The sequence below is a fragment of the Halomonas sp. H10-9-1 genome, from assembly GCF_040147005.1.
Lineage (GTDB): Bacteria > Pseudomonadota > Gammaproteobacteria > Pseudomonadales > Halomonadaceae > Halomonas.
The window spans coordinates 3,541,055-3,553,457 of the sequence record NZ_JAMSHO010000001.1 but is presented as its reverse complement, the minus strand read 5'-3'; the positions used below and the strand labels follow the sequence as shown (position 1 = coordinate 3,553,457).

Annotated in this window: 12 protein-coding genes; 5 read left to right on the top strand and 7 right to left on the bottom strand. The window is 69.4% G+C overall.

Annotated features, from left to right (window positions below; all coding sequences use genetic code 11):
* Positions 1-99 precede the first annotated feature (99 nt).
* The 3 genes from NFH66_RS16545 (at position 100) to NFH66_RS16535 (ending at position 2,435) form a co-directional block, all read left to right on the top strand.
* Positions 100-792: an HAD family hydrolase gene (locus tag NFH66_RS16545; RefSeq protein WP_349611345.1), complete on the top strand. Its 693-nt coding sequence runs from the start codon at positions 100-102 to the stop codon at positions 790-792.
* A 92-nt stretch (positions 793-884) separates the two neighbouring features.
* Positions 885-1,622: an SIR2 family NAD-dependent protein deacylase gene (locus NFH66_RS16540; protein ID WP_349611344.1), complete on the top strand. Its 738-nt coding sequence runs from the start codon at positions 885-887 to the stop codon at positions 1,620-1,622.
* A 69-nt stretch (positions 1,623-1,691) separates the two neighbouring features.
* On the top strand, positions 1,692-2,435 hold the full coding sequence (locus NFH66_RS16535; RefSeq protein ID WP_349611343.1) for a tRNA-uridine aminocarboxypropyltransferase: 744 nt from the start codon (positions 1,692-1,694) through the stop codon (positions 2,433-2,435).
* Between the two features lie 95 nt (positions 2,436-2,530).
* On the opposite strand, the gene NFH66_RS16530 is transcribed toward NFH66_RS16535, so the two are convergent.
* From NFH66_RS16530 to def, 7 genes are all read right to left on the bottom strand, one after another.
* Positions 2,531-3,766: a TraB/GumN family protein gene (locus NFH66_RS16530; protein ID WP_349611342.1), complete on the bottom strand. Its 1,236-nt coding sequence runs from the start codon at positions 3,764-3,766 to the stop codon at positions 2,531-2,533.
* Between the two features lie 73 nt (positions 3,767-3,839).
* Positions 3,840-5,288, bottom strand: coding sequence for a TrkH family potassium uptake protein (locus NFH66_RS16525; protein WP_349611340.1), 1,449 nt, complete (start codon positions 5,286-5,288; stop codon positions 3,840-3,842).
* A 13-nt stretch (positions 5,289-5,301) separates the two neighbouring features.
* The gene (trkA, locus tag NFH66_RS16520; protein ID WP_349611338.1) at positions 5,302-6,675 is read right to left on the bottom strand and encodes a Trk system potassium transporter TrkA; all 1,374 of its coding nucleotides are present in this window, start codon (positions 6,673-6,675) and stop codon (positions 5,302-5,304) included.
* Positions 6,676-6,776: 101 nt separating this feature from the next.
* Complete coding sequence (locus NFH66_RS16515) at positions 6,777-6,983, bottom strand: dodecin (RefSeq protein ID WP_349611337.1); 207 nt, start codon at positions 6,981-6,983, stop codon at positions 6,777-6,779.
* A 54-nt stretch (positions 6,984-7,037) separates the two neighbouring features.
* Positions 7,038-8,393 carry a 16S rRNA (cytosine(967)-C(5))-methyltransferase RsmB gene (gene rsmB / locus NFH66_RS16510; protein WP_349611335.1) on the bottom strand — a complete coding sequence of 452 codons (1,356 nt, stop codon included), beginning with the start codon at positions 8,391-8,393 and terminating at the stop codon, positions 7,038-7,040.
* Positions 8,390-9,394, bottom strand: a complete 1,005-nt coding sequence (gene fmt / locus NFH66_RS16505) for a methionyl-tRNA formyltransferase (RefSeq protein ID WP_349611334.1) — start codon at positions 9,392-9,394, stop codon at positions 8,390-8,392. The genes rsmB and fmt overlap by 4 nt, the downstream gene beginning before the upstream one ends.
* Before the next feature lie 108 nt (positions 9,395-9,502).
* The gene (gene def / locus NFH66_RS16500; protein ID WP_349611332.1) at positions 9,503-10,015 is read right to left on the bottom strand and encodes a peptide deformylase; all 513 of its coding nucleotides are present in this window, start codon (positions 10,013-10,015) and stop codon (positions 9,503-9,505) included.
* Positions 10,016-10,242: 227 nt separating this feature from the next.
* Between def and NFH66_RS16495 the strand changes: the two genes are divergently transcribed.
* A complete protein-coding gene (locus NFH66_RS16495) occupies positions 10,243-11,271 on the top strand; it encodes a LysM peptidoglycan-binding domain-containing protein (protein WP_502878682.1) in 1,029 nt (342 codons plus the stop codon).
* Positions 11,272-11,278: 7 nt separating this feature from the next.
* Positions 11,279-12,379, top strand: a complete 1,101-nt coding sequence (gene dprA / locus NFH66_RS16490; RefSeq protein ID WP_349611329.1) for a DNA-processing protein DprA — start codon at positions 11,279-11,281, stop codon at positions 12,377-12,379.
* Positions 12,380-12,403: the final 24 nt, after the last annotated feature.

The window sequence follows — 12,403 nt, the reverse complement described above, 5'->3', positions numbered from 1 at the left end:
CCGCCGGCTCCAATGGGCCCACGTCTGCGTGGTGTCATGCCGCCGTCACCTGTGGTTGGCAGGCTATGCCCCGCTGATCATTGGCCCCTGGAGACCGTCATGCGCCTTGCCCTCTTCGACCTCGACGACACCCTGCTGGATGGCGACTGCAGTGCGTTATGGAACGACTGGATGGTGGAGCGCGGCTGGGTCGCCTCTCCAGGTGAGTACCTGGCGCGCACCCTGGCCATGAATGCGGCCTACCGCGCCGGGCGGCTCTGGCTGGAGCAGTACCTGGCCGTCACCCTGTCGCCGCTGGTGGGCCGTCATGAGGAGGAGGTCACCCTCGAGGTGGAGGCCTTCGTTGCCCAGCGCATCGTGCCGCGGGTGTTTCCCCAGGGGCGCGAGCTGATAGCCCGCCACCGGCGCGCGGGAGACCGGCTGTTGCTGATCTCCGCCTCGTCGCGGCACCTGGTGGTCCCGGTCGCCAGGCAACTGGGCATCGAGCAGGTGATCGCCGTGGAGCCGGCGCTCGCGGCCGGGCGCTTCACCGGCGCCACCACCGGCGTGCTCTCCTATCGAGGCGGCAAGGTCACCCGGCTGGAGGCCTGGCTTGCCGAGCACAACGCCAGCGCCAGCCACCTGAGCTTCTACTCCGACTCCCAGAATGACCTGCCCCTTCTCAACCGGGTGGACCGCCCGGTGGTGGTGAACCCCGACCCTGTGCTGGCGGAGGTCGCCCGGCTCGAGGGCTGGGAGCGGCTGGACTGGCGGGATGCGCTCGAGCCGCCGACGCGGGTCGCGCTGGCATAGCGACAGACACGCCTGTGCTGTGGCCGTATTCGGGCCGCTGATGGTACCGTCTGGGGGAGAGCGATCCAGCGCCATGAGCGGAGACAGCGGTGATGACTGAGCGACAGGCCCCGCACCTGGTGGTGTTGAGCGGCGCGGGCATCAGCGCCGAGAGTGGTATCCAGACCTTCCGCGCGGCGGATGGGCTGTGGGCCGATCATCCCGTCGAGGAGGTGGCCACCCCCGGCGCCTGGCGGCGTGACCCGGCGCGGGTGCTGGCCTTCTACAATGCGCGTCGCGACCAGGTGCGCCGGGCCCGGCCCAACCTCGCCCACAGGGCCCTGGCAGCGCTGGAGCAGCAGGGCTTCCGGGTCAGCATCATCACCCAGAATATCGATGACCTGCACGAGCGGGCCGGCTCTCGCCACGTGCTCCACCTGCACGGCGAGATCCTCAAGGCGCGCTCCTCGGTGGATCGGCGCATGCACTATCCGCTGCCCCGGGGCGGCATCGAGCTGGGCGACATCTGCGACAAGGGCAGCCAGCTGCGCCCCGACGTGGTGTGGTTCGGCGAGGAGGTGCCCCACTTCGGTGAAGCCTGCGAGATCGTCGGCAGCGCCGACCTGGTGCTGGTGGTCGGCACATCGCTGGCCGTGATGCCGGCCGCCTCGCTGCTGCAGCACGCCCCCCTCGAGGCGCCCTGCGTACTGGTCGATCCCGAGGCCGAGGCACTGGCCCCGCCGGGGGTGGCGTGCCTCAGCCAGTCCGCGGGCGAGGGAGTGCCGGCGCTGGTGCGTCACTGGCGGCGCGAGGGGCGGCTATGGCTGCCGGAGACACTGTGGGCGCCGTGATGGTGGCAGAGCCATCGACGCCCCGCGGCGTGCTAGACTGCGCCTCCTTTTTTAGCCCATCAGGCCACCATGCAGGACGACACTCTCCCTCAAGACGGCCGTGATCCCGGAACCGGTCATCCTCGACCGCCGCGCCGCGAATTCAAGGCCCGCGGCAGCTTCGTTGTGCGCTGTCCAGGGTGCAACCTGCCCATGCTCAACTGCCTCTGCCCCTATGCGGTCGGCGCCGAGAGCGCGGCGCGGGTGTGGTTGCTGACCCACCCCATGGAGCACCTCAAGCCCACCAATACCGGCCGCCTGATCCGCGACGTGTTGCCCGACACCGAGGTCTTCACCTGGTATCGCACCACGCCGGACGAGCGCCTGCTGGCGCTGCTGGAGGATGCGCGCTTCGCTCCCTTCGTGGTCTTCCCCGATGACCAGCCCGACTATGCCGACCGCGTGGTGGGCATCGACGCCGTGGCCGAGGCGAAGGCCGCGGGGCGCACGCCAGTCTACCTGCTGCTCGATGGTACCTGGCGCCAGGCCCGGCGCATCTTCCGCAAGAGTCCCTACCTGGAGCCCCTGCCGGTGCTGCCACTGCATACCGAGCGCCTGACCCGCTATCGGCTGCGCAAGCCGGCTTCCTCCGCGCACCTGTGTACCGCCGAGGTCGCCGCCGAGCTGCTGCGTCAGGGTGGGGACGAGGATGCCGCCCAGGCCCTGGACGACTACTTCGATGCCTTCAACGACAGCTACGCCGCCAGCCGGCGCTTCGAGAAGATCGAGGCACCGACGGCGGCGATGCGACGCCTGCTGGCGCGAAAGGGATAGCGCTATAACGCAACGACAGGGGCGCTGGGGGCAAGCCGTAGAGGAGGTAGGCTTGTCGCCAGGTCAGCCCCGGGCGCTGGGGGCTCCTGGATTGATCAAGGCGAGCCGCCGAACAGGGTGCCGGCGATGCGGAAGCCGGCGATCCAGGTGCCGGCGGCGGAGCCCAGGGTGGCGGTCAGGAACACCAGCAGGGTGCGTGACACCCGGTTGTGCCACCACCCCTTGAGGTGGGTCACGTCGTGGCGCAGCGTGGAGAAGTCGCGCACCTTGGGCTTGCGTAGCCACAGTTCCACCCCGGCCGCGACGAAGCCGGCGCCGATCGTGGGGTTGAGCGAGGTGAGCGGGGCGGCGAAGAAGGTGGCGATGACCGTAAACGGATGGGCCAGGGCCACCAGCGTGGCCCCCGCGGAGAGCACGCCATTGATCAGGAACCACTCCGCCACCAGTTGCCAGCCCAGGCTGGTATTGCGCGAGAAGCCGATGGCGAAGCCGGTCAGTACCAGGGCGGTGATCAGCCAGGGCAGCGCCTTCCAGATCTTCGACGGCGGCGGTGTGGCCTCGAGTGCCTCGCGCTCCGGGCGCGGCGTCTCGGGAAGCGGTGCGGCGAAGTGTTCGGCCATGCCCTTCATGTGGCCGGCGCCGATCACCACCAGCACGTTGCGGTAGCGCCCCGGCGGCGCCTCCTCGGCCAGGCGCAGGACCATGTAGCGGTCGCGCTCGCTGATCAGCGGCGTATAGAGGCTCTCGGACTCCGCGGCGAATTCGCTGAAGGTGGACTCCAGCACGTCCCCCTCCTTGAGCCGCTCGATCTCCTCGGCGGAGACCTCCTGGCGCGACAGCACGCTGCCCAGTAGCCCCGAGAACAGCGAGAAACGCTGCCACCAGGGCACATTGTGATAGATGCGCTTGAGGGTGACCCCCACGTCGCGGTCGATCAGCAGCAGCGGCAGCTTGGCCTGCCGAGATTCCTCCAGGGCGGCGCGCATCTCGGCGCCGGGCTCGATGCCGGACTGCTCCGCCAGGCGTTGCTGGAAGGCGCCCAGGGCCAGGCTCGCCGCCACCACGCCGGCCTTACCCTGGCGGAAGACCTGGAACAGATCCTGTTCGCCCAGGGCGTCGGGGTTGGTGAGGCTATGGTGGCGCGAGTCGCACAGCTCGATGGCCACGGCGTCGAACTCGCCGGAGCGGATCAGCCGACGCACGTCCTCGGCGCTCTCGGCGGAGACGTGGGCGGTGCCGAGCAGGGTGTAGCGGGTCTCGCCGATCTGCAGAACCCGCTGCGGGCCGCTGGTGGCATCGTCCGGGCGGGTCGGGGCCTGGGTCTCGGTCATGGAGGCTCGCTTCGAGGGAGTGAAGCGTCGATTATCCACGAACGCCAGCCCTCGGCCAAACCCGGGGAAGGTGTCAGCGCCGCCAGAAGGCCGGGGTGAACAGCACCAGTACGGTGAAGATCTCCAGCCGGCCCAGCAGCATGGCCAGCACCAGAATCCACTTGGCCAGGCTGGGCAGGTCGCCGTAGTGGGCGGAGGCCTCGCCCAGGGCCGGCCCCAGGTTGTTGAGGGCCGAGCCCACCGTCGACCAGGCGGTGACCTGGTCGACGCCGGTGGCCATGACGCCCACCAGCATCAGGAAGAACAGCATGACATAGACCGAGAAGAAGCCCCATACCGCCTGGGTGATGCCCTCGGGCACGCTGACCCTGCCGATCTTGACCGTGATCACCGCGCTGGGATGGATCAGGCGCATCACCTCGCGCATGCCCTGCTTGAGGATCAGGATGATGCGGATCACCTTCATGCCGCCGCCGGTGGAGCCCGAGCAGCCGCCGACGAAGGCGGCCATGAACAGCAGGAAGGGCAGGGCGCCGGGCCACAGCGAGAAGTCGGCCACCGCAAAGCCGGCGGTGGTGGCCACCGAGACCACCTCGAACAGCGCGTGGCGTAGTCCAAGCTCGGTCTCGTAGGTGCCGGTCAACCACAGCGAGACGGCGGTGATGGCGACCAGGCCGGTCAGGAACAGCAGCAGGAAGCGCGCCTCGGGGTCCTCGAAGTAGTGCAGGATGCTGCGTTCGCGCCAGGCGGTGAAGTGTAGGCTGAAGCTCACCGCCGAGACCACCAGGAAGAAGACGCAGATCAGCTCGATAGCGGCGCTGTCGAAATGACCGATGCTGGCGTCGTAGGTCGAGAAGCCGCCGATGGCGATGGTGGAGAAGCTGTGTCCCAGGGCGTCGAACCAGTCCATGCCGGCGGCCATGTAGGCCAGCATGCAGGCGATGGTCAGCGAGGCATAGATATACCACAGCGCCTTGGCGGTCTCGGTGATGCGCGGCGTCAGCTTGGAGTCCTTGAGCGGGCCGGGAATCTCGGTGCGATACAGGGCCATGCCGCCGACTCCCAGGGTTGGCAGGATGGCGACCGCCAGCACCACGATCCCCATGCCGCCGAGCCACTGCAACTGCTGACGATAGTAGAGGATCGACTCGGGCAAGTAGTCGATGCCGGTGATCACCGTGGCGCCGGTGGTGGTCAGTCCCGAGAACGACTCGAACACCGCATCGGTCAGGGAGAGCGCCGCCTCGCCGGTCAGCATCAGCGGCAGCGAGCCGAACAGTGCCAGTACGCTCCAGAACAGCGCGGCGATCAGGAAACCGTCCCGGGTGCGCAGCTCCTTGCGCGCACGGCGGTTGGGGAAAAACATCAGCGCCCCGGTGATCACGGTGATGGCGATGGCCGCGGCGAAGGCGTTCCACTGGCCGTCGGCGAACAGCAGCGAGATCAGGATCGGCGGCATCATGGTCAGGCTGAAGAGCATCAGCAGCAGCCCCAGGATGCGCAGGATCATGCGCAGGCTCATCGGTGACTCCCTGTCAGAAGAAGGTCAGCCCGACCTGGAACAGCCGCTCCACGTCGCGGATACGGCGCTTGTCGATCACGAACAGGATGACGTGGTCGCCGGACTCCACCACCACATCGTCGTGGGCGATCATCACCTCCTTGCCGCGCACGATGGCGCCGATGGTGGTGCCTCGGGGGAGGTCGATCTCGCCGATGGCGCGCCCTACTACCTTGGAGGACTGGGTATCGCCGTGGGCGATCGCCTCGATGGCCTCGGCGGCGCCGCGGCGCAACGAGTGCACGTTGACGATATCGCCACGGCGCACGTGGGTGAGCAGGCTGCCGATGGTGGCCTGCTGTGGCGAGATGGCGATGTCGATCTCGCCGCCCTGCACCAGGTCGACGTAGGCGGCGTTGTTGATCAGCGTCAGCACCTTCTTGGCCCCCATGCGCTTGGCCAGCATCGACGACATGATGTTGACCTCGTCATCGTTGGTCAGGGCACAGAAGATGTCGCACTCTTCGATGTTCTCCTCCTCCAGCAGCCGCTTGCTGGTGGCGCTGCCGTGCAGCACCACGGTGCGGTCGAGGCGCTCGGAGAGCACCGTGCAGCGCTCCAGGCTGTGTTCGATGATCTTCACCTGGTGGCTGTGCTCGAGGTGCTCGGCGAGGCGCTCGCCGATGTTGCCGCCGCCGGCGATCATCACCCGCCGGAAGTCACGGTCGAGGCGGCGCAGCTCGCTCATCACCGCGCGGATATCGCGCCGGGCGGCGATGAAGAACACCTCGTCGTCGGCCTCGATCACGGTGTCGCCGCGGGGGATGATGGGCCGGTTGCGGCGGTAGATCGCCGCCGCCCGGGTGTCGACGCTAGGCATGTGCCGGCGCAGGAAGGCGAGATCCTGGCCCACCAGGGGGCCGCCGTAGATCGCCTTCACCGCGACCAGTTGCACCAGGCCGCCGGCGAACTCCAGTACCTGCAGGGCGCCGGGGTGCTCGATCAGGCGGCGGATATGGTCGGTGACCACCTGCTCGGGGCTGATCAGCACGTCGATGGGCACCGCCTCGTGGGCGAACAGGCCGCGGCGGGTGAGGTAGGCGGTGGCGCGCACCCGGGCGATCTTGGTGGGGGTACGGAACAGGGTATGGGCGACCTGGCAGGCGATCATGTTGACCTCGTCCTGGCTGGTCACCGCGATCAGCATGTCGGCGTCCTCGCAGCCCGCCTGGCGCAGCACCATGGGGTAGGAGCCGGGCCCCACCACAGTCCGGATATCGAGCTTGGTATGCAGCTCGCGCAGCTTGTTGCCGTCGGTGTCGACGACGGTGATGTCGTTCTCCTCGCGGGCCAGGTGTTCGGCCAGGGTGCCGCCGACCTGGCCGGCGCCGAGAATGATGATCTTCATCGCATAGGGGTTCCGCTGGGTCGGGGGGCGGCACCTGCTGCTGCGCCGCAGCACGTGGCAGCTAGCCTAAACCAGCCGCCACGGGAAGGACAGACCGCGAGTCAGTCCAGGGTGAAACCTACCTTGATCGTGACCTGCCAGTGCAGTATCCGGCCATGCTCGACATGGCCGCGAGTGTCGATGACCTCGAACCAGCGCATGCCGTGCAGGCTATCGCTGGCCTTGGTGATGGCGCTCTCGATGGCCTGCTGGATGCCCTCCTCGGAGGAGCCGGTGAGTTCGATATGTTTGTAGACGTGATTACTCATGTTGCCTCCAGCGCATGTCAATGATCGGTCACTCAGGCCTGCTGCTTGTCGGCCTCAGCCCTTCCTGAGTCTGGCATAGAAGAAGCCGTCGTGGCTGTCGACTTCCGGCAGCAGCTGCTGCCCGGCGCCGGCTGGGCGGCCCCAGGCCAGGTCCCGCGGGGTGGTCGCCTCGGCATCCGGGGTGTGCGACAGGAAGGCGGCGATCTGCTCGCTGTTCTCCTCGGGCAGCACCGAGCAGGTGGCGTAAAGCAGGGTGCCACCGGGGCGCAGCAACGGCCAGAGGTTGTCGAGCAGGCGCGCCTGCAGCGCGGCCAGCGCCTTGATGTCCGAGGGGCGGCGCAGGCGCTTGATGTCGGGATGGCGGCGGATCACGCCGCTGCCGGAGCAGGGCGCGTCGAGCAGGATCGCCTCGAAGCGAGTGCCGTCCCACCAGTCGCGGGCGGTGGCATCGCCGTGGGCCAGGTGCGCTTCGAGGCCGAGGCGCTCCAGGGCGTCCTCGACCCGGGCCAGGCGCTCGGCGTCGCTGTCCACGGCGTACATGTCGACATCGAAGACCTCCAGCAGGTGGGCGGTCTTGCCGCCGGGGGCGCAGCAGGCGTCCAGCACTCGGGCGCCAGGGCGCGGCGCCAGGGCAGGGCCGAGCAGCTCCGTGGTCAGTTGGGCGGCCTCGTCCTGGACGCTGACGTGGCCGTGATCGAAACCGGGTAGGTCATGGACGTCGCAGGGTGCCTCCAGGGTGATGCCATCCGGGGCGTGGGCGCAGAGCCGACCCTCGAGGCCCGCCGCGCTCAGGCGCTCCAGGTAGGCCTCGCGGTCGCCTTGGCGGCGGTTGACCCGCAGCGTCATGGGCCCGGGCTCGTTGTTGGCCTTGGCCACGGCCCGCCAATCGTCGGGCCAGGCGTGGCGCAGTGCCTTGAGCAGCCAGCCGGGGTGGAGCAGCGCCACCGCCGGGTCCTGGTCCACCTCCGCCTGCAGGGCGGCGGATTCGCGCTGCAGGCGGCGCAGGCAGCCGTTGAGCACGCGAGTGGCCCACTCCTTGCCGATCAGGCGAGCGGCGCCTGCGGTCTCGCCTACGGCGGCGTGGGCGGGCACGCGCAAGTAGAGCAGCTGGTGGATGCCCAGCAGCAGCAGCGCCTGGACATCGGCATCGCGGGCCTTGAAGGGCTTGACCAGCAGCTTCCCGGCCAGCGCCTCGAGGCGCGGCAGGGTACGGCAGACCCCGTAGCAGAGCGCCTTGAACAGGGCGCGGTCGCGGGCCACCACCTGGTGGTCATCGAGGCCGGTAAGCGAGCCCTTGCCGGTGATTACCGGTACCAGGGCGCGGGCGGCGGCGGCGCGAACCGCCAGGCCGCCGTCGTTCTCGATGCCCCGCGAGGCGGGACGGCGGGGCTTGCCGGGGGCATCGCTCATGCCGGAGTCTCCTCGTCGTGGTGGCCCAGGCGCAGGCCAGGGGGAAAGCGGTCGGCGCGGGCACGCAGCAGCTCGCCGACGGGCAACGCCTTGCCGCCGGGCAACTGGGCGTGGATCACCCGCAGTACCTGGTCTCCGGCAGGGCCGCAGGCGATGCGCAGCGCCGCACCGTCATGGGCAAGCAGAGTGCCCGGGGCGGCGGGGGCTTCGCCCTCGGCGAGGTCGTGTGCCTCGGCCAGCAGCAGGCGCAGGCGGTCGCCGTCGAACGCGCACCAGGTCACCGGCCAGGGGTTGAAGGCACGCACCCGGGCGGCGATCTCCGCGGCGGGCAAGCGGAAGTCCAGTTCGGCCTCGGCCTTGGAGAGCTTGGCGGCGTAAGTCACGCCTGCCTCGGGCTGCGGCGTGGCCGCGAGGCCCTCGCCGGCCAGGGCGTCCAGCGCCTCGACGATCGCCTCGCCGCCGAGGGAGGCCAGAGTATCGTGGAGTTCGCCGCCGGTGGTCGTGGTGGTGATCGGCGTGTGCCGCACCAGCAGCATGTCGCCGGTGTCCAGCCCCTCGTCCATCTGCATGATGGTCACCCCGCTCTCGGCATCGCCGGCCTCGATGGCCCGCTGGATGGGCGCGGCGCCGCGCCAGCGTGGCAGCAGGGAGGCGTGAATGTTGAGACAGCCTCGCCGCGGTGCCTCGAGCACCGCCCCGGGCAGGATCAGGCCGTAGGCCACCACTACCATGATGTCGGCGTCGAGGGCGGCGAGCTCTGCCTGGGCCGCGGGATCCTTGAGGCTCTCGGGCTGGTAGACCGGCAGGTCGTGCTCGAGGGCCAGCGCCTTGACCGGGCTGGGTGTCAGCTTGCGGCCGCGACCGGACGGGCGGTCGGGCTGGGTATAGACGGCGATCACGCGGTGGCGGCTGGCCAGCAGCGCCGCGAGGCTCTCGGCAGCGAAGTCGGGCGTGCCGGCGAAGATGACGCTGAGCGAGTGAGAGTCGTGGGGTCGGGACATGGTGAGGGCCTGGCCGGGAGTGAATGTCCTTAATGATAACGGAGCGGGCCGCAAACGACGAAGGCCGACGCATGCTGCGTCGGCCTTCGCTCGAGAGGCGCGATGGATTCAGGCGTCCTGCATCAACTTATGGCGCTTCTGCATCTTCTTCAGGACCCGGTCGCGCTTGAGCGGCGAGAGGTAGTCGACGAACAGCACGCCCTCGAGGTGGTCGTGCTCGTGCTGGATGCAGTGGGCCAGCAGGCCATCGGCCTCCAGTTCGTAGGGCTCGCCGTTGCGATCCAGGGCCGTGAGGTGGACGCGCAGGGCGCGCGGCACTTCGGCGTAGTACTCGGGGATCGACAGGCAGCCCTCCTGCATCGGCTCGCGCACCTCGCCGATGGGCGTGACCTCGGGATTGATCAGCACCAGCGGGGCACTGCGGTCGTCGCTGACGTCCATGACGATCACCCGGCGATGCACGTCCACCTGGGTGGCGGCCAGGCCGATGCCACGGGCGTCGTACATGGTCTCCAGCATATCGTCGACCAACCGGCGCACCTCATCGTCGACCACTTCCACCGGCACTGCCCTGGTGCGCAGGCGTTCGTCGGGGTATTCGAGGATAGGTAATTTGGCCATGGCGTTGGATTCACCGTTATGCTGTCATTTACACAATGACACTATTCTAGATGTGGTGCGCACGGCAACGACAGGGCCGGTGCCGCAACGCGTCGATAACCTCAGACTATAACATGCCGGTAGCGTTCCATGGCATCGGCCGGCGACACCCGGGGAGAGCAGGGATGAGGCACAGAAGTGACGGCAAGGTGCGGCGCGGCTGGCTGGGCCTGGTGGCGGCGCTGGGCATGGCCCTGGCCGCTGGTGTCCAGGGCCAGGGGCTGAGCTGGGAGGATGGCCTGCGCGGCGACGCCCCAGACCGCTATACCGTGGTGCGCGGCGACACCCTGTGGGATATCTCCGGGCGCTTCCTTCGCCACCCCTGGCAGTGGCCCGAGGTGTGGCAGGTCAACCCGCAGATCCGCAACCCGCACCTGATCTATCCGGGCGATGTCATCTACCTCTACGACTGCGGTGGCCGCCCCTGCCTGGGGCTGGAGCGTGGCCAGGGAGAGGTGAGGCTGTCGCCCGAGATGCGCACCATTCCGCATCGCGAGGCGATCCTGCCCATCCCGCTGGAAGATATCCGCCACTTCCTGCGCGAACACCGCATCATCGATGACCCCGAGGCCCTCGAGGAGCTGGCCTATGTGGTGGGCGGCGACGATCGCCGGCTGATGAGCGGCGTGGGCGATCGCCTCTACGCCCGGGGCGAGGTGCCTGCGGGCGGCCGCGTAGGCTTCTATCGCGTGGGCGAGCGTTTCCTCGATCCGGCCAGTGGCGAGCTGCTGGGCCTGGAGCTGGAGAACGTCGGCCAGGCGCGTCGCGAGCGCCAGGAGGGCGACATAGTGGTGCTGGAGGTGAGCTCGTCGCGCCAGGAGGTGCGCAACGGTGACATCGTGCTGCCCCTGGAGGATCGTGGCCTGGTGACCGAGTTCATTCCGCGGGCTCCCGACCGCGAGCTGGAGGGTACCATCCTGTCTGTCCCCGGAGGCGTGCAGTTCATCGGTCGCCTGCAGGTGGTGGCGCTGGACCGCGGCCAGCGCGATGGGCTCGAGCCCGGCCATGTGCTGGTGGTCGAGCAGCGCGGCGAGCGGGTCAGCGATCCGCGCACTGGCGAGCAGTTGCGCCTGCCGGGGGAAGATGCCGGCCTGGTGATGGTCGTCAAGACCTACCACAAGATGAGCTATGGCCTGGTCATGGAGGCCAGCCGCACCCTGGGCGTGGGAGACCGCGTCCATAACCCGCGGCGGGCGGTCAGCGCCGCCCTGCGCTGAGTTTGGCATGCTGTCGCCGGCCCTCGGTGCCCGTGAGTGGCTGGCCCTGGCAAGCCTGCCGGGGCTCGGGGCGGGTGCGCTGGCCAAGCTGGCCGCCCGCCGACCGGAGTGGCCCGGCGGCTGGCTGACAGTGCTGCCGCGGGAAGCCGCCACCGCGCTGAGGCTATGGCTCGACCATCCCGCGCGCAGCCCGCTTTCCACCCCGGTGGATGCGGCCCTGGAATGGGTCGAGGGGGACGTCGACCGTCATCTGCTGTACGCCGGGCATCCCGCCTGGCCCGACCTGCTCGCCGAGATCGCCGACCCGCCACCGCTGCTGTGGGCCTGGGGTGACCTCGCGGCCCTGGCGCCCCCCAAGCTGGCCATGGTGGGATCGCGTCGTGCCACCCGCGAGGGACTGACCAATGCCGCCGGCTTCGCCCGTGAACTCGCCGAGCGGGGCTGGTGCGTGGTCAGCGGCATGGCGCTGGGCATCGATGCCGCCGCCCAGCAGGCCGCCCTGGATGCCGGTGGCACCAGCGTGGCGGTGCTCGGCTGCGGTGTCGAGGTGGTCTATCCGCCGCGCCACCATCGCTTGCACGCCCGCCTGCGTGAGGCGGGGGGCCTGCTGCTCTCCGAGCACCCGCCCGGCACCCCGGCCAGGGCCGGCTTCTTCCCCCGCCGCAATCGCATCGTCACGGGGCTCAGTTGCGGGGTGCTGGTGGTCGAGGCGGCCGAGCAGAGCGGTTCGCTGGTCAGCGCACGGTTGGCCGGGGAGCAGGGGCGTGAGGTGTTCGCCCTGCCCGGCTCGCTACACAACCCCCAGGTGCGGGGGTGCCTGCGACTGATCCGCGAGGGCGCCGTGCTGGTGCGCGGGGTCGATGACATCCTGGTCGAACTCACCCAGTGGCAGGCCCCGGCGCTGCCTGTCGCGCCTCGCGGCGAGGCCACGGGACGGGATGATGACCCCCTGCTGCGCTGGCTGAGCGGCAGCCCGACCCCGGCCGATGTGCTGGTGGGGCTGACCGGGCTCGACATTGCCGAGTGCCAGCGGCGCCTGCTGATGCTGGAGCTCGAGGGGGTCGCGGCGCGGGTCGCCGGCGGCTGGGTACGCCTCTCGGCACCGTGATAGAATCCTCGCCCATTCGCGCCC

Excerpts from the sequence above, each read along its gene's own strand:
- NFH66_RS16530 (WP_349611342.1), bottom strand. The coding sequence starts at position 3,766 with ATGACCGAGACCCAGGCCCCGACCCGCCCGGACGATGCCACCAGCGGC.
- NFH66_RS16540 (WP_349611344.1), top strand. The coding sequence starts at position 885 with ATGACTGAGCGACAGGCCCCGCACCTGGTGGTGTTGAGCGGCGCGGGC.
- NFH66_RS16515 (WP_349611337.1), bottom strand. The coding sequence starts at position 6,983 with ATGAGTAATCACGTCTACAAACATATCGAACTCACCGGCTCCTCCGAG.
- rsmB (WP_349611335.1), bottom strand. The coding sequence starts at position 8,393 with ATGAGCGATGCCCCCGGCAAGCCCCGCCGTCCCGCCTCGCGGGGCATC.
- NFH66_RS16525 (WP_349611340.1), bottom strand. The coding sequence starts at position 5,288 with ATGAGCCTGCGCATGATCCTGCGCATCCTGGGGCTGCTGCTGATGCTC.
- NFH66_RS16535 (WP_349611343.1), top strand. The coding sequence starts at position 1,692 with ATGCAGGACGACACTCTCCCTCAAGACGGCCGTGATCCCGGAACCGGT.
- dprA (WP_349611329.1), top strand. The coding sequence starts at position 11,279 with ATGCTGTCGCCGGCCCTCGGTGCCCGTGAGTGGCTGGCCCTGGCAAGC.
- fmt (WP_349611334.1), bottom strand. The coding sequence starts at position 9,394 with ATGTCCCGACCCCACGACTCTCACTCGCTCAGCGTCATCTTCGCCGGC.
- trkA (WP_349611338.1), bottom strand. The coding sequence starts at position 6,675 with ATGAAGATCATCATTCTCGGCGCCGGCCAGGTCGGCGGCACCCTGGCC.
- NFH66_RS16495 (WP_502878682.1), top strand. The coding sequence starts at position 10,243 with ATGGCCCTGGCCGCTGGTGTCCAGGGCCAGGGGCTGAGCTGGGAGGAT.
- def (WP_349611332.1), bottom strand. The coding sequence starts at position 10,015 with ATGGCCAAATTACCTATCCTCGAATACCCCGACGAACGCCTGCGCACC.
- NFH66_RS16545 (WP_349611345.1), top strand. The coding sequence starts at position 100 with ATGCGCCTTGCCCTCTTCGACCTCGACGACACCCTGCTGGATGGCGAC.